This window comes from Rhizobium sp. AN6A (genome assembly GCF_900215635.1).
Lineage (GTDB): Bacteria > Pseudomonadota > Alphaproteobacteria > Rhizobiales > Rhizobiaceae > Agrobacterium > Agrobacterium tumefaciens.
Window position 1 is genome coordinate 1304579 of record NZ_OCNC01000003.1, and the last position, 24418, is coordinate 1328996.

24 protein-coding genes are annotated in these 24418 nt (G+C 59.7%); 12 read left to right on the plus strand and 12 right to left on the minus strand.

What is annotated here, in order from left to right:
- Positions 1-4: 4 nt before the first annotated feature.
- The 7 genes from CRO62_RS09940 to CRO62_RS09970 form a co-directional block, all read right to left on the minus strand.
- The gene (locus tag CRO62_RS09940; protein WP_097100032.1) at positions 5-439 is read right to left on the minus strand and encodes a YeeE/YedE family protein; all 435 of its coding nucleotides are present in this window, start codon (positions 437-439) and stop codon (positions 5-7) included.
- Positions 436-843: a YeeE/YedE family protein gene (locus CRO62_RS09945; RefSeq protein WP_097100033.1), complete on the minus strand. Its 408-nt coding sequence runs from the start codon at positions 841-843 to the stop codon at positions 436-438. Before CRO62_RS09945 ends, CRO62_RS09940 begins: the two co-directional genes overlap by 4 nt.
- Positions 840-1193: a sulfite-sensing transcriptional repressor BigR gene (bigR, locus tag CRO62_RS09950; RefSeq protein ID WP_097100034.1), complete on the minus strand. Its 354-nt coding sequence runs from the start codon at positions 1191-1193 to the stop codon at positions 840-842. Before bigR ends, CRO62_RS09945 begins: the two co-directional genes overlap by 4 nt.
- Positions 1187-2482 (minus strand): bifunctional sulfur transferase/dioxygenase Blh, encoded by a 1296-nt coding sequence (gene blh, locus CRO62_RS09955; protein WP_097100035.1) that lies wholly within the window; start codon positions 2480-2482, stop codon positions 1187-1189. Before blh ends, bigR begins: the two co-directional genes overlap by 7 nt.
- A gap of 195 nt (positions 2483-2677) precedes the next feature.
- On the minus strand, positions 2678-3163 hold the full coding sequence (locus CRO62_RS09960; RefSeq protein WP_097100036.1) for a hypothetical protein: 486 nt from the start codon (positions 3161-3163) through the stop codon (positions 2678-2680).
- Positions 3164-3176: 13 nt separating this feature from the next.
- Positions 3177-3968, minus strand: coding sequence for an SDR family NAD(P)-dependent oxidoreductase (locus CRO62_RS09965; RefSeq protein WP_097100037.1), 792 nt, complete (start codon positions 3966-3968; stop codon positions 3177-3179).
- Positions 3969-3994: 26 nt separating this feature from the next.
- Positions 3995-4822: an alpha/beta fold hydrolase gene (locus CRO62_RS09970; RefSeq protein ID WP_097100038.1), complete on the minus strand. Its 828-nt coding sequence runs from the start codon at positions 4820-4822 to the stop codon at positions 3995-3997.
- A gap of 129 nt (positions 4823-4951) precedes the next feature.
- Here CRO62_RS09970 and CRO62_RS09975 point away from each other — a divergent pair, with 129 nt between their 5' ends.
- Positions 4952-5938, plus strand: a complete 987-nt coding sequence (locus tag CRO62_RS09975; RefSeq protein ID WP_097100455.1) for a GlxA family transcriptional regulator — start codon at positions 4952-4954, stop codon at positions 5936-5938.
- Between the two features lie 121 nt (positions 5939-6059).
- Complete coding sequence (locus CRO62_RS09980; protein WP_003511162.1) at positions 6060-6791, plus strand: FadR/GntR family transcriptional regulator; 732 nt, start codon at positions 6060-6062, stop codon at positions 6789-6791.
- A 27-nt stretch (positions 6792-6818) separates the two neighbouring features.
- Here CRO62_RS09980 and CRO62_RS09985 read toward each other — a convergent pair whose 3' ends face one another.
- Positions 6819-7454: a LysE family translocator gene (locus CRO62_RS09985; protein ID WP_097100456.1), complete on the minus strand. Its 636-nt coding sequence runs from the start codon at positions 7452-7454 to the stop codon at positions 6819-6821.
- A 330-nt stretch (positions 7455-7784) separates the two neighbouring features.
- Here CRO62_RS09985 and CRO62_RS09990 point away from each other — a divergent pair, with 330 nt between their 5' ends.
- From CRO62_RS09990 to CRO62_RS10005, 4 genes are read left to right on the plus strand one after another with little or no spacing between them, the layout of a single operon-like run.
- Positions 7785-8807 (plus strand): ABC transporter permease, encoded by a 1023-nt coding sequence (locus CRO62_RS09990; protein WP_003500347.1) that lies wholly within the window; start codon positions 7785-7787, stop codon positions 8805-8807.
- A complete protein-coding gene (locus CRO62_RS09995; protein ID WP_097100039.1) occupies positions 8807-9694 on the plus strand; it encodes an ABC transporter permease in 888 nt (295 codons plus the stop codon). The genes CRO62_RS09990 and CRO62_RS09995 overlap by 1 nt, the downstream gene beginning before the upstream one ends.
- A gap of 4 nt (positions 9695-9698) precedes the next feature.
- Positions 9699-10535 carry an ABC transporter ATP-binding protein gene (locus tag CRO62_RS10000; protein WP_013761686.1) on the plus strand — a complete coding sequence of 279 codons (837 nt, stop codon included), beginning with the start codon at positions 9699-9701 and terminating at the stop codon, positions 10533-10535.
- Positions 10535-11293, plus strand: coding sequence for an ABC transporter ATP-binding protein (locus CRO62_RS10005; protein ID WP_003511153.1), 759 nt, complete (start codon positions 10535-10537; stop codon positions 11291-11293). The genes CRO62_RS10000 and CRO62_RS10005 overlap by 1 nt, the downstream gene beginning before the upstream one ends.
- Before the next feature lie 282 nt (positions 11294-11575).
- Here the strand turns inward: CRO62_RS10005 and CRO62_RS10010 are convergent, their stop codons facing one another.
- From CRO62_RS10010 to CRO62_RS10020, 3 genes are all read right to left on the minus strand, one after another.
- The gene (locus CRO62_RS10010) at positions 11576-13174 is read right to left on the minus strand and encodes an ABC transporter substrate-binding protein (RefSeq protein ID WP_097100040.1); all 1599 of its coding nucleotides are present in this window, start codon (positions 13172-13174) and stop codon (positions 11576-11578) included.
- A gap of 78 nt (positions 13175-13252) precedes the next feature.
- Entirely contained in the window at positions 13253-13882 is a 630-nt protein-coding gene (locus CRO62_RS10015; RefSeq protein WP_080849993.1) for an SGNH/GDSL hydrolase family protein, read from the minus strand.
- Positions 13883-13886: 4 nt separating this feature from the next.
- Positions 13887-15035, minus strand: coding sequence for a mandelate racemase family protein (locus tag CRO62_RS10020; RefSeq protein ID WP_080801404.1), 1149 nt, complete (start codon positions 15033-15035; stop codon positions 13887-13889).
- Positions 15036-15420: 385 nt separating this feature from the next.
- On the opposite strand from CRO62_RS10020, the gene CRO62_RS10025 reads away from it, so the two are divergent.
- Positions 15421-16449 (plus strand): LLM class flavin-dependent oxidoreductase, encoded by a 1029-nt coding sequence (locus CRO62_RS10025; protein WP_097100457.1) that lies wholly within the window; start codon positions 15421-15423, stop codon positions 16447-16449.
- A 61-nt stretch (positions 16450-16510) separates the two neighbouring features.
- Here CRO62_RS10025 and CRO62_RS10030 read toward each other — a convergent pair whose 3' ends face one another.
- Entirely contained in the window at positions 16511-17818 is a 1308-nt protein-coding gene (locus CRO62_RS10030; protein ID WP_097100041.1) for an NtaA/DmoA family FMN-dependent monooxygenase, read from the minus strand.
- 359 nt (positions 17819-18177) lie between these two features.
- Between CRO62_RS10030 and CRO62_RS10035 the strand changes: the two genes are divergently transcribed.
- The 5 genes from CRO62_RS10035 to CRO62_RS10055 all read left to right on the plus strand — a co-directional run bounded on the left by CRO62_RS10035 (position 18178) and on the right by CRO62_RS10055 (position 24214).
- Complete coding sequence (locus CRO62_RS10035) at positions 18178-19233, plus strand: ABC transporter substrate-binding protein (RefSeq protein ID WP_097100042.1); 1056 nt, start codon at positions 18178-18180, stop codon at positions 19231-19233.
- A 7-nt stretch (positions 19234-19240) separates the two neighbouring features.
- A complete protein-coding gene (locus tag CRO62_RS10040; protein WP_097100043.1) occupies positions 19241-20137 on the plus strand; it encodes an NmrA family NAD(P)-binding protein in 897 nt (298 codons plus the stop codon).
- Positions 20128-21297, plus strand: a complete 1170-nt coding sequence (locus CRO62_RS10045; RefSeq protein ID WP_097100044.1) for an LLM class flavin-dependent oxidoreductase — start codon at positions 20128-20130, stop codon at positions 21295-21297. Before CRO62_RS10040 ends, CRO62_RS10045 begins: the two co-directional genes overlap by 10 nt.
- A 93-nt stretch (positions 21298-21390) precedes the next feature.
- Positions 21391-22590 carry a M20 aminoacylase family protein gene (locus tag CRO62_RS10050; RefSeq protein ID WP_097100045.1) on the plus strand — a complete coding sequence of 400 codons (1200 nt, stop codon included), beginning with the start codon at positions 21391-21393 and terminating at the stop codon, positions 22588-22590.
- A 34-nt stretch (positions 22591-22624) separates the two neighbouring features.
- A complete protein-coding gene (locus CRO62_RS10055; protein ID WP_179784487.1) occupies positions 22625-24214 on the plus strand; it encodes an ABC transporter substrate-binding protein in 1590 nt (529 codons plus the stop codon).
- Positions 24215-24418: the final 204 nt, after the last annotated feature.

A 24418-nucleotide genomic window follows, 5' to 3' on the forward strand; every position in this document is an offset into this window, starting at 1 on the left:
ATGCTTACCGTTTGGCGTAGATTCGGTCGTGAACGAGCATGCCGGCGATCATGGCACAAACGAAGAGAATGACCGGCATTAGGCCGAGAGCAAGCGCCGATATTACCGGGCCGGGGCAGATACCGGCGAGCCCCCAGCCTGCACCGAAAATAGCCGAGCCCACAACCAACGGCGCGTCGAACCGAGTTTTGGCGGGAAGGTGAAATTCCGCACTGAGAATCGGTTTGGCAAGAAAACGGGACAACAGAACGCCCGGCACGGCGACCAAAACCGCACCGCCGAGAACGAACATCAGGCCCGGGTCCCAATGGCCGCTCGCCACGTCGAGAAAACCAGAAACGCGGGCAGGATCGATCATGCCGGACAGGGAAAGGCCGAATCCGAACAGTGCCCCGGCCACAAGTGCCACCACGAAACGCGCTATGACGGGATTTTTCATGACAGCGCTCCGGTTATCGTCGCGGCGAGGATACCGGTGATCAGGAAGATGGCAGTGGCGGTGATGGAGCGCCGGGAAAATCGCGCAAGCCCCATGATGCCATGGCCGGATGTGCAGCCGGATCCCATGCGCGTACCAAACCCCACCAGCAGGCCAGCAATGACGATCAGTGGCCAGGGTGCAGATATGGTGAGCGCGGGAAAGCGGCCGAATGCAGTGGCGTAATGATAGGGGCCTGTCAGCAAACCTGCGACGAAGGCCACATCCGTCAAGCGCCGTTCTTTGCCGAGCACATTGCCCAGGATGCCGCTGATGCCGGCGATGCGGCCGTTAAAGAGAAACAGAAGAATACTCGCGAGGCCAAGCAGCATACCGCCGAATAGAGAGGGCCAATAGGCTGTCACGGGTTTTCCTCCGGCGCACAGAAGATGGTATAGAGAGCCTCGATCAGCTGCGCAGCTTTTTCCTCGGTTAACCGGTAAAAGATCTGTTTGGCCTCGCGCCGCGTTTCAACAACGCCCGCCTCACGCAAAACCCCAAGTTGCTGGGAAAGTGTGGGCTGGCGGATATCCAGCTTGGCTTCCAGCTCGCCAACGGAAAACTCGCCTTGCGCCAGCGTGCAGGCGAGTATCAGCCGCGCGGGATGGGCAAGCGTCTTCAAGAGTATGGCGACCTCGACTGCGCGTTCCTCCATTTCGGCAAGCGGGATTTCGGTGATATCAGGTATCTGTTTCCGCATGTTTTCCTTCACCATGTGCTGCCCTCCAGCACGTCGAGCGGGAATTTCAGATAACGTTTGCCATTGGCCTCCGGCTCCGGCAGGCGGCCGCCACGGATATTGACCTGCAAGGCGTGCAGAATTAGCTTCGGCATCGGCAAGGTGCGATCCCGCGCCTCGCGCAGCTGGATGAAACTTTCCTCTGTCATGCCAGCCAGATGCGGATTGCCGCGTTTCTGTTCTCCAACAGTGCTTTCCCATTTGGGCGCGCGGCCACCGGGTTGATAGTCATGGCCGGTGAAAAGCCGCGTTTCGTCGGGAAGGGCGAGGATGTCCTGAATGGATTCCCAGAGTTCTCTGGCGCTGCCGCCTGGAAAATCGGCGCGCGCCGTGCCGGAATCGGGCATGAAGAGAGTGTCATGCACGAATGCGGCGTCGCCCACCACGTAGGTCACGGAGGCGAGCGTATGTCCGGGTGAAAACAGCACGCGAGCTTCCAGCGAGCCGATGTTGAACCGGTCTCCCGCTTCAAACAGCCGGTCCCATTGCGAGCCGTCTGTTTCAAGATCGGGCCAGTTATATTTCTCCTGCCACAGCCGCTGCACACCGGTGACCTTGGCGCCGATTGCCGTTTTCGCGCCGGTTCTTTGGCTGAGATAGTGGGCGGCGGAAAAATGGTCGGCATGCGGATGCGTGTCTAGAACCCATTCCACCGACAGGCCTTGTTCCCTGACATAGTCCAGAATGGCATCGGCATTCATCGTGCCGGTCGCCCCGGATTTCTCGTCGAAATCGTAGACCGGATCGATGATGGCGCAGCGCCGGGTTGCGGGGTCGGAAACGACATATTGCACGCTCGATGTGCTCGGATCGAAGAAAGCCTTGACGTGCGGCTTTGCCGCTGCCTGCCGCTCCAGCCAGCGGACGGCGCCGGAAAGATCGAAACCATGCTGTTGGCCGAAAGTCGCGATCTCACTTTGTTTCATGCGCCCGTCCAGCGCTTCGCCAAGCACATAGAGGGTCAGCGCTCGCGCTCCACCCTTGCAATGGGCGAATACGGGGCCTTTTGCCTCGGTCATCGTCTGCTGAAAGGCACGAATATCGGCTTCGGTGATTGTCGGGCCGTTGACCGGAATGAAACTGTAGGCCAGACCCGCAGCATTGGCGGCGCTTTTTTCATGTTCATTGCCCGGCTGGCCGGGCTCTTCGCCATCCGGCCGGGCATTGATGATGCTTTTGTAGCCCTGATCGGAAAGCGATGAAAAGTCGGAGATCTCCGGCTGGCCTGCGACCGTCAGACGTTCGTTGATCCTCACGGCACTCATCGGTTTCTCCTGTTGTTCTAAATTAATATACGTTATCATATAATGTATATTGTTCGGCGGCAACAGACGGAAGAGAAAATTTCAGAGGCGGCGATTTCCTGTGTTCGCGACGAAATCACAAACTTGCCCGAAGGGGATCGAGCAAGTGTGCTTTTCCGGGAAGCCCGCAGGGGGCAGTGTGGGCGGGGGCTGGCTTCAGGCGAAAAGCTTGCGGCGCGTCGCTTTCCAGCCAAGACAGATTGCCGCAACAAGCAGGGCGAGTTGAGCGACAAGGAATGGTGGTTCGTTGCCATTCGGCGCCAGTGCGTTCAGTGCCTCGACCTTGAGAAAGGACTGAACGATCAGCACGAACATATTCAGATAAAGGCCCATCGTGGCGGTGATCGAATAAACAGTTCGCGCCCTGCCATTAAGACCGTATCCGTAAAGCGCGACCAGCGCGACCGCCAAAATGATGGTCGAGATGATGCCAACGCCGAGTGCCGGTGTGAAGTTGCCGATTGGAAACAGGAAGCCGGTGAGCGTTGTGGCGAGCGTGGTGACGAGAAAAAGCGCCATCATGCGCGGCATCCACCGCCCTGCCGCATAAGCGGGCAGGGCGATCAATCCGGTTACGATGCCTATGAGGCTCAAGGCAACGTGCAATGTCGTGAATTGGGGAATGGTCAGTCCGAGGATCATGATGTGTCTCCCTCTATTCAGTTTGGGTTGCACCATACCGGCTGGCGGCATGTGCATGCGATAGATTGGGCCTCAATGCAGCGCGGGCCGCAAGGAAATTTTCAAGGTCTGCCGTATCCGGCAGGGAAGGAATGGTCAGCGTTTCGCCGAGATCAAGACCGGCCAGGGCCGCATCCACCATCTCGTGAGCATCCATGATCATGGCGGCGGGAATGGCGTCGAGACGTTCCTCTTCCCAGATGGCCGTGCGGGTGATGCCCGGCAGGACACCCTGAACCCGCACGCCGGAAGGGGAAAGCTGCGCGTGCAGCGCTTCGGTGAAGGCAAGCACAAAGGCTTTGGTCGCCGGATAAACGGCGGTAAATGCCGCCGGCATCAAGGCCGTGACCGAGGTGATATTGATGATCGTGCCCTTTCCATCTGCTGCAAGACGCGGTGCGATCGCCGCTGCAAGCCGGGTGACGGCAAGGATATTGAGATTGATCATCGTCGTGACATGGGCCGGGTCCAGTTCCGTGATAGCGCCGTCTCCGGCAATACCGGCATTGTTGACAAGACCGGTGATCCGCCGGTCCTCGCGCAGCCGTGCCTCAACCCTTTCGAGGTCTTCCGCCCGTGAAAGGTCTGCTGCCAGAACCTCGACAGCGATCTGGTGATCCTTTTCCAGCCGCTCGGCCAGCGCCTTCAGCTTTTCGGCGCGTCGCGCCACGAGGATGAGATCATGGCCGCGTTTTGCGAGGCGCTCGGCATAAACAGCGCCAATGCCATCGGACGCGCCGGTGATGAGAAACGTATTCTGTGTCATGTCCCATGTTTCCTTTGTCTGATGGTTCAGGCGTTGATGAAAGCAAGAAGGTCGGCGTTGAACCGGTCCTGATGGGTCTGTGTCAGTCCATGGTCGGCGCCCTCATAGACCTTGAGGGTCGCATGTTTGACGATCTTGACCGTGGAGAGCGCCGAAGCGCCGATCGGCACGATCTGGTCGTCGTCGCCGTGCAGTACGAGCGTTGGCTTGTCGAAAGCCTTCAGGTCCTGATGGAAATCGCTTTCCGAAAAGGCGCGGATGCTGTCGAGCTGGCCCTTGAGGCCGCCCATCATGCCCTGCCGCCAGAACTCGTCGCGAATACCTTCAGAAATCACAGCACCTTCACGGTTGTAGCCGTAGAAAGGCATGGTCAGATCCCTGAAGAACTGGCTGCGATTGTCGTAGGTACCCTTGCGGATGCCGTCGAAAACATCGATCGGCAGGCCGATGGCATTGCTTTCCGTCTTCAGCATCAGCGGCGGTACTGCGCCGATGAGGGCGATCCTGGCGACGCGGGCCGTACCATGACGGCCGATATAGCGCGTCACCTCGCCGCCGCCGGTGGAATGGCCGACGAGAATGATGTCGTGAAGATCGAGCTGTTCGATCAGCTCGGCCAGATCGTCAGCATATTGATCCATGGTGTTGTTGTGCCAGACCTGGTCGGAGCGGCCGTGGCTGCGGCGATCATGGGCAATGGTGCGGAAACCGTTATTGGCAAAGAATACCATCTGCGCGTCCCATGCATCGGCACTGAGCGGCCAGCCGTGGGAAAAGATGATGGGCTGGCCGTCTTTCGAACCCCAGTCCTTGTAGAAGATGTGCGTTCCGTCTCTGGTGGCTATCGTTGTCATGGCTCTCTCTCCTGTTGCGGGTGGTTTGCTTGCGTCCTGTGGGAATAGAGATACTCTGGAGACAGCCGGGGCTGGATTGGCGCTTCTGACAGAAAACGAGCCGAAACTGACAAAACGGGGATGTGGGGCATGGCGGGTGTTGCGGGAAGTGCGCTGGAAGTCGGTCTGGTTCTCTACCGGGACTGTCAGGTCGCCATGGTGCACGGCATCACCGATCTTTTTGCCATCGCGTCGGTCTTTTCAGAGGATCGTGGTGGGCCGAAACTGCGCGTCAGTCACTGGAGCATGGGTGAGGGCGGTGAGTTTTCCCGTTGTCATGACACCGAGCCGGGCAGGCCGGGGCATCCCGATATCTTCGTCGTACCCGGCCGGCTGACCGGGCCAGCCGAAATCGATGAGGCCGGGCCCTATGCCCGCTGGCTGCTGGACCGGCATGCGCAGGGCGCGACGCTTGCCGCCAGTTGCGGCGGTTCCTTCATCATCGCTGCGACAGGTCTTCTGGCCGGCCGGCCGGCCACTACCCACTGGCTGTTTGCGGAACGGTTTCGCGAGCGCTTTCCCGATATCCGCCTGGAGATAGACAAGATCGTCATCGAAGACGGCGATATCATCACGGCGGGTGGGCTGATGGCATGGACCGATCTTGGTCTGCGCATTGTTGACCGGCTGCTTGGGCCTTCGGTGATGATCGAGACCGGAAAGTTCCTGCTGATCGACCCCTCCGGTCGGGAGCAGCGACATTACAGCAGTTTCGCGCCGCGGCTGACGCATGGCGACGAGCCGATCCTGAAGGTGCAGCACTGGCTGCAGGCGCGCGCGGGGAGGGCGACCAGTGTCACCGATATGGCCGCACATGCCGGGCTTGAGGAGCGAACCTTCCTGCGCCGCTTCAAGGCCGCCACCGGTATGAAGCCTATCGAATATGTCCAGCATCTTCGTGTCGGCAAGGCGCGGGAACTGCTGGAATTCACCCGTCGTTCGGTGGACCAGATCGCCTGGTCGGTGGGATACGAGGATGCCGCTGCCTTCCGTCGCGTTTTTCACCGTATTCTCGGCCTCTCGCCGGGCGAGTACAGAAACCGCTTTTCCAGCGGTTCGGCCATGGTGGCCGCCTGAGGGCAAATCCCGCTGTTGCGACATTGCCGCTTTGCAACGAGGTTGGTGCGAGAAGCGCGGCCCTTGCAATGTGGCGGGTGTTTGCTAACATGCCAGACAAGTTTAAAACAGGTGGGCCGGAATGGACGTTGAGAGCAGCACGAAGCCGGGAATATCGCTCGCGGCGAAAATCAGCTCCGCATTGCGGCGGGATTTGTCTGAAGGCGTGTTCCGTCCCGGCGACCGGCTCCCGAGTGAGAGCGCGCTGACACGCGAATATTCCGTCAGCCGCACCGTGGTGCGGGAGGCCATCGCCATTCTGCGCGCGGATGGTCTCGTTGAGGCCCGCAAGGGAGCGGGCGTTTTTGCCATTGAGGTGAAGCCGGCCAAGGAAGTGCCTTTCAATGATCTCGCCGTGGGGCGGATCTCCTCGGTAATCGAACTGCTGGAATTGCGCACCGTCTTCGAAGTTGAGTCCGCCGGGCTTGCGGCATCGCGCCGTTCCGCCGTGCAGGTGGAGTCGATTGTCGATGCGCATCGGCGCGTTGGCGACTGTCTCGCCGCCGGGTTGCCGACGCGGGATGCCGATTTCGAGTTCCATCTGGCCATTGCACAGGCGACACAGAACAGGCGATTCCCCGAGTTTCTTCAACTCATCCGCTCCGGCATCATTCCGCGTGGCGAATTACAGGGGGCGGCGCCCGGTTCCCGTCCGAAGGACTACAATCTTCATCTCCAGGAGGAGCATGCGAAGATCGTTGACGCCATCATCGAAGGCGATGCCGATGCTGCCCGCCAATATATGGCGGCGCATCTGCGCGGTAGTCTTGAGCGCTACAAGGTGCTTTTGCGCTCCCGCACAGCCGCCGAATAACTCGGAAATTTCAGCTTTCTCAGCAGGTTAAGCGCTCGCCCGTCGGTAGAAGGCCAGAGAGGCGGCAAGCGTCAAAAGCGCGCCGCCGCAAATGCGGTCGAGCCATAACGCCCCTGACTTCCGCAACAGTCTGACGGCCTGCGAGCCCAGCAGGGCATATCCGAACATGACGATGAAATCGATGCCGGCAAAAACCAGCGCAAGCACCGCATATTGCTGGATCTGCGGTGCTGCCGGATCGATGAATTGCGGCAGGAAAGCCGAAAAGAACAGATATCCCTTGGGGTTGGTCACGGCCACAAAAAAGCTTTTGAGGAAAATCGAGCGGGCGGAAGTGGCCCCGGAAGTATCTGCCGATTGAAGAGCGCCATCGAGCGAGCCTCTGGAGCGCAAAAGCACGACGCCGAGGAAGGCAAGATAACAAACGCCGACCCATTTGACGACGCCGAACCAGAACTCTGAGGCGGCGAGCAATGCTCCCAATCCCAGTGCGACCGCGCCGATCAGAACGAAATCGGAGAGGACCGCGCCGGCCATGCCGGTCAAGGCACGGCGGACCCCGAAACGCGAGCCATTCGCAAGCGCGAGCAAAACCGTCGGCCCAGGTGTGGCAATACCGATAAAGGCGACTATCGCAAATGCCAGAAGTGTCATTTCCGCCATCTCTTCCTCCCCCTTGAAGTAGGAGATGTGCCGGCGCCGGACCGGCATCTCCAAAGGCAGTTCGAAGCGAAGAATACAGGCTTTTGTCATCGCGGCAATATGTGCGATTCCTTTTCCGGCAAAGCAAAGAACCGTTGGATTTAGGATGAAATCTCGGTCTTGAAAGGCAGCGTTGTTGCCTGCTTCAGTCATCTTCCACGCCTGCCGCAAGACCAATTTTATCGGCATATGCTTGACAGCTCTCCACACCTGTGACAACTTGCGAATAGTTGTCAGACAGGATTGCGCCTTTATTATTTTGTGCAGTCGACTTCTGGCAAGGGAGGAACCATGCCAAAAAGACGCCTTTCGCTGTATGGCCTGTCCGGCCAGATCGGAAGTATTGCGGTCACGCTGCTCGGATTGCTGCTGCTGACCTTTTTCATCGGCCGCCTGATGCCCGCTGATCCGGTGCGGGCCATCGTCGGCGAGGACGCGACCCGCGAAACCTATGAGCAGGTTTACCATGCGCTCGGTTTCGACCGTCCGCTCTGGCAACAATTCATCTATTATCTCGGCGATGTGTTCACCGGCGATTTCGGAACCTCGATCCGCACGGGCCAGCCCGTCATCCAGGATATCATACGCGTCATGCCGGCGACGATGGAGCTTGCGACCTTCGCGATCCTGATCGGTGCCGGCCTCGGGATTCCCATGGGGGTCTATGCCGCCGTCAAGAAAGACCGCTGGCAGGACCATCTGGTGCGGGTGCTCAGCCTGTTCGGCCATTCCATGCCGATTTTCTGGACCGGTATGATTGCCCTGATCGTTTTTTACGCCCATCTCGGGCTTGTCGGCGGCGGTGGCCGCATGGACCAGTTCTATATCGGTCTCGTGGAGGAACGAACGGGCTTCCTGCTCATCGACAGCCTGCTGGCGGGCGATATGGAAGTCTTCTGGTCGGCCATCAATCACCTCATTCTGCCCGCCGCTCTGCTCGGTTATTCGTCGTCGGCCTATATCACCCGTATGACGCGAAGCTTCATGCTCGACCAGCTGGGCCAGGAATATGTGACGACCGCGCGCGTCAAAGGCCTGTCGCAACGCCAGACGGTGTGGCTGCATGCTTTCGGCAATATTCGTGTGCAGCTCGTCACCATCATTGCGCTTGCTTACGGATCACTGCTGGAAGGCGCTGTCCTTATCGAGACCGTCTTCGCCTGGCCGGGCTTCGGCCAATATCTCACCAGCAATCTCATCATCGGCGACATGAATGCCGTGATGACCTGCGTGCTCATCGTCGGCGTCATTTTCATCGGGCTCAATCTCCTGTCCGACATTCTCTACCGCTTTTTCGATCCGAGGACCCGCTGATGACGGCTCGTGCAGAAACTTCCTTCCGTCTTCCCGTGCCGTTGAACGCGCTGAAGAACATCATCGTCTTCCTGCTGAAAAGCCCGACATCGGCCTTCGGCCTGGTGATATTGCTGCTTCTCGTCATCGCGGCGATTTTCGCGCCCTGGCTTGCGACACATGACCCTTACGTGCAGGATCTCGCCAAGACGCTGCAGCCGCCCGGTAACGGTCATTTCTTCGGCACGGACGAGCTTGGACGCGATATTTACAGTCGCCTTCTGTGGGGCGCGCGCATCACGCTGACCATCATTTCGCTGGTGTCGATCATCGTTGGTCCGGTCGGTCTTCTGGTCGGCACGGCCTCCGGTTATCTCGGCGGCAAGTTCGATACGGTGATGATGCGCATCACGGATATTTTCCTGTCGTTCCCGAGCCTCATCCTGTCGCTCGCCTTCGTGGCCGCGCTCGGACCCAGCCTCAACAATGCGATCATCGCGATCGCGCTCACCTCATGGCCGCCGATCGCGCGGCTCGCACGCGCCGAAGCGATGACATTCCGCAAGGCGGACTACATTGCCGCCGCAAGGCTTCAGGGTGCTTCGCCGCTGCGTATCATCATAAAATCGATCATGCCCATGTGCCTGCCTTCGGTCCTGATCCGTCTGACGCTGAATATGGCGACGGTCATTCTGACCGCCGCAGGCCTCGGCTTCCTCGGCCTTGGCGCGCAGCCGCCCCTGCCGGAATGGGGAGCGATGATCGCGACCGGACGCCGTTACATGCTCGACAGCTGGTGGCTCGTCACTTTCCCCGGCGTTGCGATCCTTTCCGTCAGCCTCGCCTTCAACCTTCTGGGTGACGGCCTGCGGGATGCGCTCGATCCGAAGCAGATGAACCGGAAATAGGGCCATGGAAAAACCAATCCTCGACGTCGAAAATCTTCGCATCCGTTATGGCGGTTCGCCTACCGAGGCCGTGCGCGGCATCTCCTTCACCCTTGGCCGGGAGCGTCTCGGCATTGTCGGCGAAAGCGGCTCGGGCAAGTCCACTGTCGGCCGGGCTTTGCTGCGCCTCCTTCCATCGGCGACCATAACGGCCGACAAGCTTGATTTTGATGGTCTCGATCTGCTGTCGCTCAGTGAGAAGGAGATGCTGAAGGTTCGCGGACGGCGCATGTCGATGATCCTTCAGGATCCAAAATTCTCCCTCAATCCCATCCGCCGTGTCGGCGATCAGGTGACGGAGACCTATCTGCGCCATTTCAAGGCGTCGAAATCGGAAGCCCGGGAAAAGGCGCTCGCCATGCTCGATGCGGTGAAAATCCGTGACGCCGCGCGCGTCTACGAGCAATATCCGCACGAGATTTCCGGTGGCATGGGCCAGCGCGTCATGATTGCGATGATGCTGCTTGCCGATCCCGATCTGGTCATTGCCGACGAGCCGACCTCTGCGCTGGATGTGACGGTGCGGCTGCAGGTTCTGAATATTCTCGATGGCCTCGTTCGGGATAGAGGCATCGGTCTCATCATGATCAGCCACGACCTCAATCTCGTGCGCAATTTCTGCGACCGGGTACTCATCATGTATGCCGGCCGGGTGGTGGAAACGCTTGCCGCGCGCGACCTCGATCAAGCGCAGCACCCCTATACGCGCGGCCTGCTCGCGGCGCAGCCGCGGATTGGCGGCACGCGTGCGCCACTTGCGGTGTTGGATCGCCGTCCCGAATGGCTGGAGGAGAAAGTATAATGGCCGTTTCCGTTGAAACCCGCGATCTCTCCATCACCTTCGGCAGCGGCCACACGGCGCTGAAAGTGCTGCCTTCGGTGTCCTTTCGCGTCGAGCCGGGCGAGTGTTTCGGTCTGGTCGGTGAAAGCGGTTCGGGCAAATCCACAGTGTTGCGCTGCGTGTCGATGCTGAATGATTTCTGGAGCGGCGAAATCCTCATCAATGGAAAGTCGGTTCGCGACATGCCGCTGATCGAGCGATGCCGCACGTTGCAGATGGTGTTTCAGGATCCCTATGGTTCGCTGCATCCGCGCCAGTCGGTGCGCACCGTTCTCGGAGAATCGCTTGCCATCCATAAACTGGGCGATCGTGAAGAGCGCATGCGCAAGGTGATTACGGATGTCGGTCTGCCCGTGTCGTTCCTGGACCGCTTTCCGCACCAGCTTTCCGGCGGCCAGCGGCAGCGCGTGGCGATTGCGCGTGCGCTGATCCTAGAACCGTCGCTGCTTCTGCTCGACGAGCCGACCTCTGCGCTCGATGTTTCGGTGCAGGCCGAAATCCTCAACCTGTTGCAGCGCCTGCGCGAAGAGCGCGGCTTCACCTATATCATGGTGACGCACGATCTCGCCGTGGTCGATCACATGTGCGATCGCTTCGCTGTGATGCTGCGCGGCGAAATCACCGAAATCCTGCCGCGTGAGGCCATCGCCGGCAATGGCGCGACACATCCCTATGCGCGCGAACTGATCGGCGCCTCGCTGGAATATGAAGGCGCATGACACCTCCCAAAGCGTGATCGCCCTCCTCCGGGGCGTCACGAATAATAAAATCCTCCTTCCTTGCCCGGCCTTCAGTGCCGGGCAATTTTTTTGGATGGCTACGGCGGGATGGCGGGCCGCCAACTGCGCTTAGGCTGCTCACACAAGACCCCGGATCTCGTCCGGCGTGACGGAGTGCGGAGGCTTCGCTTGCGACTAACACATTGGGTGAATGGAGCCTTATTACAGCAAAAAGGCGCGGGGTTAGCCGCGCCTTTTCCTACTCGCAGATATGGCAGCCGATCACCGCTCCTTGCTCACCTCTTCAAAGCGCGAGAGCCAAGGGCTCACGATCATGCCCTTGATGTCGCTGCGGAAAGCGGCGGTGTCGACGACTTCGGAGAATGGCTGAATGGACATGACAATCTCGTCCATATAGGCCTGAAGGTCCTCGTAGAGCTTCGTCTGTTTCGCCACGTCGCGCTCGACAAGGGCTTCCTCGATCATCTTGTTCAGTTTTTCATCGAAGAAGCTCGTGCGCCAGCTCTGATAGTTGGTGAGCTTGGCGTCGTCCGCATTGTTCGGATTATAGGCGATGGAGCGCAGGTTGTTGTCCGGATGCGGCTGCTGACCGCCGCCGCCGCGGCCGAGAAGCAGTTCGAAGTTGCGCTCGCGCATGGCGCCGTAAATCTGGTCGCCGGAACCGCTGATAAGTTCGGCCTGGATGCCGGCCTGGGCCAGCGTGTTCTGGATGGCCGTTGCCGCTTTCATGAAGGGGTCTTCCGAAAGCACGCGCAGCGTCGTCTTGAAACCGTTTGGATAACCGGCTTCAGCCAGAAGCGCCTTGGCTTTTGCAATATCGAGCTTGTAACCCTGATCCGGCAGCGCGCCCATCACACCGGTGCTGAGAGAGCGCTGATGCAGCTTGCCGTAATAGGGCATGACCGCCTTGTCGAGACCGTCGTAGTCGATCAGGTAACGCAGGGCTTCGCGCACTTTCTTGTTCGCGAAGCGCTCGTCCTTCATCGAAACGCTGAGGTAATAAAAACCGGAGCCGGGTGTGGATTCGATGGCGATGGTCTTGTCGGCTTCGAGCGACTTCAGGTCCGGCGCCTGCAGGGAATAGGCGACATCGATATCGCCCTTTTCCAGCATCAGCCGCTGGGATTGCGATTCCGGCAGATGGCGCATCAGGACGCGCTTCATCCTGGCTTTTTCACCCCAGTAATCGTCGTTGCGGGTGAGGATGATATATTCGTTGGATTTCCACTGGGTCAGCTTGAACGGGCCGGAGCCCGCCGAATTGAGCGTCAGCCACGCGCCACCGAGATCGCCGTCCTTTTCGTTGGCAAGCGCCGTCTGGCTGTCGATGATCGAGCCGGGCCCATTCTGTGCAAGGATCATCAGCAGCAGGTTGGGATCATCAGGCTTCGGAATATTAAGCACGAAGGTCTGGTCGTTTTCGGCGACGAAAAGCTTGTCGGCATCCTCCAGCTTGAAACCGCGCGTTTTGAGGAAAGACGATTGCGCCAGATTGCGGGCGAGCAGACGTTTCAGGCTCCATGCCACGTCCTTTGCCGTCACGGCGTTACCGGACGCGAACTTGGCGTCGGCGCGCAGGTGGAAGCGGATCGATTTCCGGTCCTCGCCGATTTCCCAACGTTCGGCAAGGCGGGGCTGGACGCTACGATCTTTGGGCGAAAGCACGACCAGCGTGTCGTAGATATTATTCAGCACCTGCACCGTCTCGCGGCCGGTAATGGCGGCTGGGTCAAGGGTCAGGATATTGCTCATGGTCGTGGCGACGATGAGCTGGTCCTTCGGCGTTTCGGCAAAGACGCTGAGCGGCATGGCGCCGATCAGCAGTGCACCGAGGGCTGCGGTTGCAAGAAAATGTCTCATTTTTCCTCCCATACGGCCGGTTCATACGGCCTTCCACGTTTCGATCCGCGCGCCTGTTCCTCCACAGGCTTCGTGTGATCAGCCAAGAATGTCTCTGACCGGAGCGGCGAGCGCCCGGCCGATTGCGGCCGTTGCCGGCGCTTCCAGATGCACGCCATCCACTGGCGAGGCGCTGGCTACCGATCCGGCATCAAAGAAGTGATGCCCAAGTTCGGCGGCGAGTTTGTGGTAGAGCGGCGCAAGCCGTAGTGATTGTCCGATATCGCGACCGCCTGCGGGCTCTCCACCCGGGCCTGCGACGCAGGGCGGCGGCGCGACGATCAGAAGCTTAGGCACTGCATCTCGCGGCTTGTAGATGAAGGTCTCGACGATTTGCGCCAGCCGCCGCATGCCCGAAACAGCGGCTTCCGCGCGACCGCCATGCACCGGCTTGATGTCGTTGGTGCCGAGCATGACGATGACGAGATCAAGCGGCATGTGGCACGAAAGCGCGACTTCAAGCGCCCGCGCGCCATTGCGGCAGGCCGGGCCGGCATGGTCGTCATAACAGGTGGTGCGTCCGCCAAGTCCTTCGGCATGAACCTTCGCCTTTCCGGAAAGCTCGGCCTCCAGCACCTCCGGCCAGCGATGCTCAGGCCGGTGGCGGAGACCCGTTGCCGGGTCTGCGCCCCAGGTGAGGCTGTCTCCAAAGGCGAGCACGGTTTTCATAGCCTTATCTCACCCGGTTGTTGTCGATGAAATCGAAATCGATATCCTCGCCAAGGCCCGGCCGGTCGGGAACGTGAACGAAGCCATCGCGGTCCATCGGGTCGGACAAAGACTTCAGATAGTCGTGGCCGTCATCATATTCGAGGAAGGGATGCAGGAGGCCGCGCTCGTACCAGCGGCAATTCTTGGTGGCGGCGACCACATGCAGGTTCATGGCCGTATTGCCATGCACCTCGCATTCCATACCGAAGGCTTCGGCCAGATGCATGGTCTTGAGCGCCGGCGTGATGCCGCCGACATCGTTGACGCCGGTGCGAAGAATATCGCAGGCGCCGGCCTTGATCCATTCTGCGCGGTGCCAGTGCTTGCCAGCAGCACTTTCCGGGCCGACGACGGGAATATCGAGATTGTCGGCGAGCCACTTGTAGGAGGAGAGCGACTGCTCATCCATCGGCTCTTCGATCCAGTCGAAGCCGAGCTTTTCAAGGCCACGTCCCAATGCCAGCGCATCGGTGCGGGAATACCAGTGAAAGGCGTCGATCATCAGGCGGATATCGGGCCCGACCGCCTCGCGCACTGCCGCGCAGGCTTTGAGGTCCATCTTCACATCCGGCGCCCAGCTGACGGGCGGCATCCAGGTGTGAAGCTTGATGCCCTTGTAACCGCGCTTCACCAGCGTTTCGGCGAACCGGCCATAGTCTTCAGGCGTTGCAAGGCCGCCTTCCAGCTCGTCGCCGCACATGATGGAGCCATAGGCCAGCACCTTGTCGCGATAACCGCCGATCAACTTGTATACAGGTTGTCCGAGGCTGCGGCCGGCAAGGTCCCAGAGCGCGCAGTCCACCACCGCCAGCGTGCGGTCCGTCAGCTGCGCCGCCGAGCCGCGTTGCCAGTGAGCAAGGTCCTGCCAAAGGCGTTCCCGGTCGCGATGATCCTCGCCGATCAGCACCTTCTTGACGAATTTTTCGATGACATGCGGGCGAACGATTTCCGGCGCTGTGAAGGAATGGCCTTCTTGCCCGTCTTCCGTGCGGATGGTCAGCATGGCCTGTTCAACCTGATGCGCCGGACCCGGATGTGCGTGACCGGCACTGTCCGAGTGCCGACGGGTCGTCGTGCGGAAAACACGGACCTCGACGTCGGTGATGATCATAATTCCTCCCTCATGCAGGTATCGCAGCGTTCGTGGTGGCTGCAATGTCATACATGTATGCGTTATTTGTCAACATGTATGATAATCTGTATTACATGTTGGGAAGGAAAATCAAGGACATTCGCGCGGCGCTCGATATGTCGGCGTATTTACAAGGATGGAGAGGAGATAAAGCGACCGCCCCTCGAGGATTAATCTATAATTTTAGTAGACTAATGAATCGCGCAACGATCTTTCAAAAATCGCCGGGACTATAAAAGACCATGCCGCGCCAGCGATGCCGGTCATCGTGCATTCTGCTTGGGTATGCGCGGTACTGGATGATGGCCGCACCTGCGCTGTCTGAGCTTCATCATGCCTCAACAAACATTCCCGGATGCACACCATGCCTCTCTCCCATATCTCGCATTTTGCTTTTCTGGTTCCCGGCAACTATCACGATGATGATCCTGCGCAGGGGCTGGAGGAAACTCTGCAGCTTTTCGAAGCCGGCGAGGCGCTGGGTTATGATAGCGCCTGGGTCCGCCAGCGCCATCTGGAACGCGGCGTGTCCTCGGCCGCTACCTTTCTCGCGGCGGCGTCGCAGCGCACCAAGCGGATTGGCCTCGGCACCGCCGTCATTCAACTGGGTTATGAAAACCCTTTCAGGCTGGCGGAAGATCTCGCCACCGTGGATGTGCTGTCACACGGACGGTTGAATGTCGGCGTTTCCGTCGGTGCGCCGCCCTTCGCCCATCTGATTTCGGATTATGTCGATACGGCACCCGATGCGGATTACAGCCATGCCCGCGCCGAGAAGCTCGCCAGGGCCTTGAGATCAGAACCGCTGTCCAGCGAAACGGAGGCGGGCAATGCAGCGGGCGCGCAGGTGCCGCGCCTTCGGCCCTTCGCCAAGGGGTTGACCGACCGGCTGTGGTATGGCGGCGGATCGCAGAATTCCGCACGCTGGGCGGGGAAGGCGGGATTCAATCTGCTGACCGGCAATATCGTCAGCGGTGAAAATACCGATGATTTTCTGACGGCGCAGGCGGCCCTCGTCAGCCGCTTTCGGCAGGAATGGGCGCATGAGCGCCAGCCGCGCGTCGCCCTTGGCCGCGTGATTTTACCGACGGACAGTGCCAGCCCGGCGACACGCCGCCGTTATGCGGAGTTTGCGGCCGAGCGCGACAAGCGCACGCATACGCCGCATGGTGCGCGCCGCACGCTTTTTCTGCCTGATTTTGTCGGGACGACGGATGAAATTCTGGAGAAGCTGTTGCGCGATCCCGTTCTGCCGCATGTCTCGGAATTCCGTCTGGAACTGCCCTATGAATTCCAGCCGGAAGACTATCGCCAGATCGTGACGGATTTCGCGTCCGTCGTGCCGCAGCTTTCCGGCGGGCGGCCGGTTCTGAAAGTGGCGACAGCTCAATAGCGCGTTCACAACGTCGCCATTCCTGCGCCCAGCGTGGGAATGGCGAACGAGAGGAACAGCGTCAGTCCGGTTGAGGCAGGCCGTATCTCTCGCGTATGGTCGTGCCTTCGTATTCGCGCGGATAAACGCCGCGGTCTTGCAGCACCGGCACGACTTGTTCGACGAATTCGGCGATATCGTCAGGGGCACGGGGCGGCTGCAACGTGTAGCCGTCAACCGTTCCGTCCTGCCAGAGATCGATGATACCGTCCGCCACCTCTTCCGCTGTGCCGAGCAGCAGCCGGTGATGCCCCTCCGAGCGCCGCACGGCCTCGCGGGCGGTGAGCTTTTCATGGGTCAGCAGTTCGGAAAGGCCAAGCCCCATGCCTACTGCCCATTGGCGGTTCTGGTCGGGAATGAAGTGCTCGCCATCCAGTTTCGCGTCGGGATCGAAATCGCGGGGATCGATACCGTTTTCCTTGGCGAAGCGTGCCAGAAGACCGTCTTCCGAGCCGGTTCCGCTGTAGAGTTCGTGTTTGCGCAGCGCTTCCTCGCGCGTCTCGCCGAGAATGACGACGAGGCCGGGAACGATACGGATGCCCGAGGGATCGCGGCCGAAAGAAACGGCGCGGTCACGGACCTTTTTGCCAAAGGCCTGGCCGGCGGGGCGGGACAATATGTTGCAATAGATAATCTCGCCATGACGTGCCGCCAGATCGATGCCGCCCTCGGAAGCGCCCGCCTGAGCGATGACGGGGTGACCCTGCGGTCCGCGGGGCACGTTGAGCGGGCCTTTGACATGAAAATATTGCCCCTCGTGATCGATCGTCTCGGCCGTCGCCGCATCCCAGAAGCGGCCTTCCGGCACCTCGCCTTCGCGGCGCGGATCCCAGCTCGACCAGAGCTTTTTCGCGACATCGAGAAATTCCGTGGCCTTGGCATATCGCTCATTGCGCGGCGGCAACGGGTCGTTGCCGAAATTGGCGGCGACGTTCGGATTGAAGGAGGAGACGATGTTGACGATCAACCGACCGCCCGTGACGATATCGATGGATTGTGTTCGTCTCGCAAAATTATAGGGCGAGTTATAGGTGGAGGACACCGTCGCCACGAACCCGATGTCCGGCACCTGTGCGGCAAGCGATGTGGAAAGGATGAGCGGATCGATGGTGTGAAACGGCCGGCTTGTCGGGTCGGTCAGCAATGCCGGGTGATCCGAAAGGAAAACGGCGTCGAACCGGCCTTTGTGAGCCAGTTCCGTCAGTCGCCGGTAATAGCCGATATCGTTGATATCGTGCCGGTCTCCGCTCCTGTATTTCCAGGCATTGGCGAGGTATCCGGTGGTATTGATGCCGACATTGAGATTGAGCCGGCGTTTGTTCGTGCTCATGCTGCCACTTTTTCTTTCAGGTCTGTTGGATTGCCGGCTTGCGGGTCCGGCGCAATTGCGGGGAAGCGTAACAGCCGGGGTTCCGGTCGCGAGTTAAAAATCCTTGCTGTCAGGAGAAGAAAAACTTCCGAGCCATGGCCGACGCTCCCAAGGAGACGCTCACATCGAGTGCCGCTCTCCGCCGAAGTATCGCGCGAGAATGACGCCGTTTCCGAAAGGATATTTTACCGGAAGCACGAAGCCATGCTGATATGGAAACGAATTTCCTCAAAGGCCTCTCAAATAGTACACGTTATCTATAGAAAATATTTTATGGCGTGTAGCGTGTCGTAGAGATCGCAATTGAGAGGACGAACGCCATGGCTGATGCGGCCCTTCGCCAGATAACCCACCCTGAAACCGTCTGGTACACGCGCTGCCCGGCGCCAACGCCGCTTTCCATCGCGGTGCAGCTTGGCTGGATCGAGGAGAGTTTCGCCGGCCACGGCATTACTGTTTCCTCCATTCGCGATGCGGTGGATCCGGCCATTCGCCAGAGCCATTTCGATCACCGTCTGGACTGGTCCTTCCGTCAGGGCGGCAATATTCCGCCTATCTGGGCAAAATCCGGCGGACGCCAGACGCGTCTTGTCGGGTTGACCAGGACCGACGAGTTTCAGGCGGTCATAGCCCTGCCAGCCAGTGGTATAACAAAGGGCGGCGAGCTGAAGGGCCGGCGCATCGGGCTACCGAAACGACCGAACGAAACCATCGACTTCCAGCGCGCCACATCGCTCAAGGGCATCGTGTCGGCACTGACCGTTTCCGGCCTTTCCGTGGCAGAGGTCGAGCTGGTCGATCTCACCGCAACCGAGCCGGTGCTGCTCGGACCGGCTGACGACAGGTTCCATGGCCTGCGCCGACGGCTGCCCTATGGGGAGGAGATCGCGGCACTGCATCGCGGAAAGATCGATGCGTTTTTTGTAAAAGGGGCGGAGGGCGTCACCGTCGCCAATCTCATTGGCGCGCACGTCGTCGTGTCGACCGGGTTTCACCCCGATCCGAAAATCCGCATCAATAACGGCACGCCACGTCCTTTGACCGTGGATGCCACCTTTGCCGATGAAAGGCCCGATCTCGTCGCCGACCTCGTGGCCACGGTACAGCGGGTTGCCGGCTGGGCGAATGACAATCCGGCGGACGCGGTGCGTTTCATCGCCCGCGAGATCGGTGTCAGCGAGGAAGCAGTTATCGCCGCCAACGGAGCGGATGTGTACCGAAGCCTGAGGCTCGATCTCGATCCGGCGGAGCTGGATGCACTCAGCCACTTCAAGGATTTCCTGCTGGAATGGAAATTCATCCCTGACGATTTCGATGTGAACGACTGGGCCGATCCGCGCGCCCTTTCTCTACTGCAACAGGCTGCGGCGAAGTGAGGGCGTCATGACAGCAACCATTCTTGTAACGGGTGCAACCGGCAAGCTCGGCCAACGCGTCGTCAGCCGCCTTTTGCAGAAAGAGGCGAAGGTTAGGGTGCTGACCCGCCGGGGTGAGGACGCGCTCAAGCTCTGGGGCGACAGGGTGGATATTTCGGAGGGTAATTTCTCCGATCCGGCCAGCCTGAAAGAGGCCTCACGCGGAATAGACACGGTGTTCCTGCTTTCCCCAATCGGTGAAACGCTGGCGGCGGACCAGAAGGCGGTCATCGATGCCGCTCTCTCTGCCGGCGTATTGCGGATCGTGAAAATATCCGGCTCCGACTGGACCATCGCCAATACCGCACGCTCCATCTCGGGTGCTGCCCATGCCGAGATCGAAAGATATCTGGCCGGGAGCGGCATTGCGCATACGGTGCTGCGGCCGAATGCCTGGATGCAGGTGGCGCTGGAACCCGTCGTCGCAGCACTACGCAAGGGGGAGGATGTGCCCGCCCGTTTCGGCGATGCGGCCGTTTCCTTCATTGATGCCGACGATATAGCCGATGTGGCGGTTCACGCCTTGACTGCGAGCACGTCTGTTTCCGGCACCTTGGTGCTAACCGGCGGTGAAGCCTTGACGGCACTGGAAATCGCCCGCATCGCGGCCCGTATCCTGCATCGCCCCGTGGGGATATCGCATCATTCCGCTTCCGTTTTTCCGCCGCATATCGGAGCGTTCGAACAGAAGGCGATTGGTGAATTCGGCCAACTTATCCGCGAGGGCCTCGCGGCCTCCGTCAACGACAACATCGAGCAGATTACCGGTCGGCTGCCCCGCAGTGTGGAGGCCTATTTGCGCGCCCGGCTGGCAGCGACCACCCCGCAGGGTAATCATTCCGAGGGAGAAAAGACATGGCGCTGACTGTTTCACTGCCTGAAGGTCCCGAACTGAAAAGCCCCACTGATTTCGAAGACAGCCCGCTCAGCCGCGCGGCGAAACAGCCACTGATGCTGGGGCTGTTCCTCAATCTGCAGGACATCAACTTCTCCAGCCTGCCAACCAGCAATAGCTGGACCTTCGATTACAATGCGGAGCTGGTGAAGCGCGCGGAGGAGCTTGGTTTCGAAATCGCCTTCAGCCGCACGCAATGGCTGCCCAAGGGCGGTTATGACGGCGAATCCTCACTCGACAGTTTCATCGCACTCGGTGCCATGGCGGCGGTCACGAAGAGCATTCTTCTGATCTCCACCATCCATGTGCTTTACGGTCCCCTGCATCCGCTTCATCTCGCCAAATATGGCGCGACGCTGGATCATATCGCCAAGGGAAGATGGGGCATCAACATCGTCACCGGCCATCGCGCCATCGAGCATGAAATGTTCGGCTGGCAGCGGATCGACCATGACAAGCGCTACGATATGGCGGGCGAGTTGTTCGATGTGCTTCACCGCCTGTGGGGTGAAACCGAAAACTTCTCCTATGAGGGTAAGCTTAACCCCTGGGCCATCAACAACGGCTGGATAACGCCGAAGCCCGCCTTTGGCCGCCCGCCGCTGGTGACGGCGACCGGCTCGCCGGCCGGTATCGATTTCGCCGCGCGCCATTCCGATCTGGTTTTCGTTACCTCGCCCGGCGGCGCGCATATCGACAGCGCGCTGGAAACGCTTCCCGATCATATCGCCACCATCAAGAACCGCGCCAGGGCCTATGGCCGGCAGGTGAAGACGCTCATCAATCCGATCATCGTCAGCCGTGACACGGAGAAGGAGTCGATTGCCTATGCCGACGCCATCGAGGCCGGAAAACCGCAGCCCGGCACCCGTGCCTTTGCGACCAACAATTACGAAAGCGACGCCCATGCCTGGCGGGGTCGCGGCGATGCGCGCCACAAGCAGGGGCGCAATCTCGGCGGCAATATCGAAATCATCGGCTCGCCGGAGCAGGTGGTCGAGCAGTTTGTCGGCTTGAAAAAGGCTGGCATCGATGGCGTGCAGCTAAATTTCTACGATTTCCGCGAAGATCTCGAATATTTCGCTGAGCGCATTCTGCCCTTGATGAAGGAGGCTGGCCTGAGGCTCTGACGCCTCTCCCGCCTCAGCTTTCCAGTTCTAAAGCTTAGCACTTCGCAATCACAGAGATTGCGAGAACGATCTTTTTTGCCCTGAGGAGATACCGTGAATATTGCCGTCGATCCCGTCAAAACGCCCGCGCCGAAAGTCTTAGACCGGATTGGGACCTATGTTCCCGAACTCGTCTCCATCCGCCACGATCTGCACCAGCATCCGGAAATCGGTTTCGAAGAGGTGCGCACCTCCGGCATCGTCGCCGAGAAGCTCACCTCCTGGGGCATCGAGGTGCATCGCGGTTATGGCAAGACCGGCGTGGTCGGCGTGCTGCGTGGCCGCCATGCCGGCAACCGTTCAATCGGGTTGAGGGCGGATATGGATGCCCTGCCGATGCCGGAAGAAACCGGGCTGCCTTATGCATCGGTCTATCCCGGCAAGTTCCACGGCTGCGGGCATGATGTGCACACCACCATATTGCTTGGCACCGCCCGTTATCTGGCGGAAACCCGTGATTTTGCCGGCACGGTGATTTTCATTTTCCAGCCCGCCGAGGAAGGTCTGGGTGGCGCACGCGCCATGATCGCCGATGGGTTGTTCAAGGATTTCCCCGTCGATGAAATTTACGGGTTGCACAATTCCTCCCATGCAGCACCCAACCATCTGAAGGTTTCGCCGGGCACCATTCTGGCAGGCGCCGATTTCTTCGATATCCGGCTGAAGGGCAGGGGCGCGCATGCGGCTCACCCGGATGTCTCGCGTGATCCGGTGCCGGCGACGGGTGAACTCATCCAGGCCTTGCAGACGATCGTCAGCCGCAATGTGCCGCCGACCGATCCCGCCGTCTTGTCGATCACTCGCATCGAGGCGGGATCTGCCTATAACGTCATCCCCGAAACGGCCTCGATTGCAGGCACGGTGCGGGCCTTCTCCGACAGCGTGCGCGAAACGATCCGCGGCCGTATCCGCACCATCTCGGATCATATTGCCGCGGCTCACGGCCTGACCGCCGAGGTGGATATTCGCGACATATTCTCGGTTCTGACCAATGACGACGCGTCGGTGGAGATTGTGGCCGGGGTGGCGCGCGAAGTTCTCGGAGACGAGCGCGTTTCCACCGAGCCTGGCCGCTTCATGGGCAGCGAGGATTTCGCCGACCTCCTGAAACATGCGCCCGGTGCGTTTTTCACCCTCGGTCATTCCGGCACCGTGCCAGCCCATAATCCCGGTTTCATTGTCGACGATGCCATCCTGCCGGTCGGCGCCACCTTGTTTGCCCGGCTGGTCGAAACCCGGCTGAAGCCTGCCTGAAAATTTGAAAACAAGCCTGCAAGAGGAAACATCCATGGATATTACAAGACGTAAGACATTGCTTTTGAGTGCTGCGCTAGGTGCGGCCGTGCTGCTGCCATCCCTGCCGGTGCTGGCGGCGGAAACGCCGAAAAAGGGCGGTATTGTCACCCTTGCGGGTCTCGGTGAGCCGACGACGCTTGTGCCGCTTTCCGATTCCAATACGCGCACGCGCGCCATTTCCACCAAGATTCTGGAAGGGTTGGTGCGCTTCGACAGCGAGTTCAAGCCGCATCCGGTTCTCGCCGAAGGCTGGGAAACGTCCGCCGACGGGCTGCGCTACACCTTCAAGCTGCGCAAGGGCGTCAAATGGCATGATGGCAAGGATTTCACCGCGCAGGATGTGAAATTTTCCCTGCTTGCCTTCAAGAAGGTCGGGCCGCGCGGCCGTATCACTTTCGCCAATGTTGCCGATATCGAAACGCCCGATCCGCTGACGGCGGTAGTGGTGCTTTCCAAACCGGCACCCTATCTTCTGCGGGCGTTGACCGGTGGCGAAACGCCCATTTTGCCGGCCCATGCCTATGCTTCGGAAAACTACAATGAGAGCCCGAACGGCAACGCGCCCGTTGGCACCGGCCCCTTCGTGTTCGAGGAATGGAAACGCGGCAGTTATGTGAAGCTCAAGAAGAACCCGAACTACTGGCAGGCCGATCTTCCCTATCTCGATGGCTTCGTGGCGCGGTTCGTCGCTGACGCGGCCTCCACCACCATCTCGGTGGAAACGGGCGAGGCGGATTATACCGCCGATGTCTCCTACAGCGATCTGGAGCGTTTGCGGCAAAATCCCAAGCTTTCGGTGGAGGTCTATACCGACTCCTATCTCAATAACGCCGCCGTATTCGAGTTCAATCTGGAGAACCCGATCCTCGCGAAAAAGGAGGTGCGGCACGCGCTGGCCCATGCCATCGACCGCAATTTCATCAACGACGCGATCTTCTTCGGCACGGCGAAACCCGCCGGTTCGAACATTCCAGCGGTCTTCACCGCCTATAATGACGAGAAGCCCTTTACCTATCCTTTCGATCTGGCCAAAGCGAACGAGCTGCTGGACAAGGCGGGGTATCCGAGGGGTGCGGATGGCACGCGTTTTTCGCTGCGGCTGGCCTTCCTGCCCTCCGACGTCTTCCGCAAAACCTCCGAATATCTACGCTCGTCCTTTGGCAAGCTCGGCGTGAAGGTGGATATCGTTGAAGGCGATCTCGCCACCTTCATCAAGCGCGTCTATACGGAGCGCGGTTTTGACCTGACGGTGAACGGCATCAGCCGGTTGTTTGATCCGACAGCGGGCGTGCAGCGGCTCTACTGGTCCGATGGCATCAAGAAACCCGCGCCATACGTCAATGCCGCCCACTACAACAATCCGAGGGTGGATGAGCTTTTCCGCGCCGCCGCGATTGAAGTGGATGAAACGAAACGGGCGGGGCAGTTCCACGATATCCAGAAAATCACCGGTGACGAATTGCCGAATTTCTCTATCGTCGCCCTGCCGACCGTCATTCTGCGCAACACCAGCCTGCAGTCTCTCGTCACCACCATCGACATTGCCTATGGCGATCTGTCGACGGCCTGGAAGAACGAGTGAGCGTTTTGCATATGGCATTGAAAAACCCGGCAGTTCTGCCGGGTTTTTTATTGCTGAAAAAGGCCCTCCGGCCTTTTTTCACTATCGCGCGATAACGGCGTTTTCGGGAAAAACGTTGCCTTTGGAACAGGCCGGCAGGAACGGTGATGCCTGTTATCGGAACTCTAAAAAAATCAATTTCTTCAATAATTTAAGGCGAAGGAA

What these genes read in the sequence shown, in the direction of transcription:
- CRO62_RS10030 (WP_097100041.1), bottom strand. Translation starts at nt 17,818, where the DNA reads ATGAGCACGAACAAACGCCGGCTCAATCTCAATGTCGGCATCAATACC.
- CRO62_RS10015 (WP_080849993.1), bottom strand. Translation starts at nt 13,882, where the DNA reads ATGAAAACCGTGCTCGCCTTTGGAGACAGCCTCACCTGGGGCGCAGAC.
- CRO62_RS10040 (WP_097100043.1), top strand. Translation starts at nt 19,241, where the DNA reads ATGACAGCAACCATTCTTGTAACGGGTGCAACCGGCAAGCTCGGCCAA.
- CRO62_RS09965 (WP_097100037.1), bottom strand. Translation starts at nt 3,968, where the DNA reads ATGACACAGAATACGTTTCTCATCACCGGCGCGTCCGATGGCATTGGC.
- CRO62_RS10025 (WP_097100457.1), top strand. Translation starts at nt 15,421, where the DNA reads ATGCCTCTCTCCCATATCTCGCATTTTGCTTTTCTGGTTCCCGGCAAC.
- bigR (WP_097100034.1), bottom strand. Translation starts at nt 1,193, where the DNA reads ATGGTGAAGGAAAACATGCGGAAACAGATACCTGATATCACCGAAATC.
- CRO62_RS10045 (WP_097100044.1), top strand. Translation starts at nt 20,128, where the DNA reads ATGGCGCTGACTGTTTCACTGCCTGAAGGTCCCGAACTGAAAAGCCCC.
- CRO62_RS09940 (WP_097100032.1), bottom strand. Translation starts at nt 439, where the DNA reads ATGAAAAATCCCGTCATAGCGCGTTTCGTGGTGGCACTTGTGGCCGGG.
- CRO62_RS10005 (WP_003511153.1), top strand. Translation starts at nt 10,535, where the DNA reads ATGGCCGTTTCCGTTGAAACCCGCGATCTCTCCATCACCTTCGGCAGC.
- CRO62_RS10020 (WP_080801404.1), bottom strand. Translation starts at nt 15,035, where the DNA reads ATGATCATCACCGACGTCGAGGTCCGTGTTTTCCGCACGACGACCCGT.
- CRO62_RS09985 (WP_097100456.1), bottom strand. Translation starts at nt 7,454, where the DNA reads ATGGCGGAAATGACACTTCTGGCATTTGCGATAGTCGCCTTTATCGGT.
- CRO62_RS10000 (WP_013761686.1), top strand. Translation starts at nt 9,699, where the DNA reads ATGGAAAAACCAATCCTCGACGTCGAAAATCTTCGCATCCGTTATGGC.
- CRO62_RS10035 (WP_097100042.1), top strand. Translation starts at nt 18,178, where the DNA reads ATGGCTGATGCGGCCCTTCGCCAGATAACCCACCCTGAAACCGTCTGG.
- CRO62_RS09970 (WP_097100038.1), bottom strand. Translation starts at nt 4,822, where the DNA reads ATGACAACGATAGCCACCAGAGACGGAACGCACATCTTCTACAAGGAC.
- blh (WP_097100035.1), bottom strand. Translation starts at nt 2,482, where the DNA reads ATGAGTGCCGTGAGGATCAACGAACGTCTGACGGTCGCAGGCCAGCCG.
- CRO62_RS09960 (WP_097100036.1), bottom strand. Translation starts at nt 3,163, where the DNA reads ATGATCCTCGGACTGACCATTCCCCAATTCACGACATTGCACGTTGCC.
- CRO62_RS09990 (WP_003500347.1), top strand. Translation starts at nt 7,785, where the DNA reads ATGCCAAAAAGACGCCTTTCGCTGTATGGCCTGTCCGGCCAGATCGGA.
- CRO62_RS10010 (WP_097100040.1), bottom strand. Translation starts at nt 13,174, where the DNA reads ATGAGACATTTTCTTGCAACCGCAGCCCTCGGTGCACTGCTGATCGGC.
- CRO62_RS09975 (WP_097100455.1), top strand. Translation starts at nt 4,952, where the DNA reads ATGGCGGGTGTTGCGGGAAGTGCGCTGGAAGTCGGTCTGGTTCTCTAC.
- CRO62_RS10055 (WP_179784487.1), top strand. Translation starts at nt 22,625, where the DNA reads ATGGATATTACAAGACGTAAGACATTGCTTTTGAGTGCTGCGCTAGGT.
- CRO62_RS09995 (WP_097100039.1), top strand. Translation starts at nt 8,807, where the DNA reads ATGACGGCTCGTGCAGAAACTTCCTTCCGTCTTCCCGTGCCGTTGAAC.
- CRO62_RS09980 (WP_003511162.1), top strand. Translation starts at nt 6,060, where the DNA reads ATGGACGTTGAGAGCAGCACGAAGCCGGGAATATCGCTCGCGGCGAAA.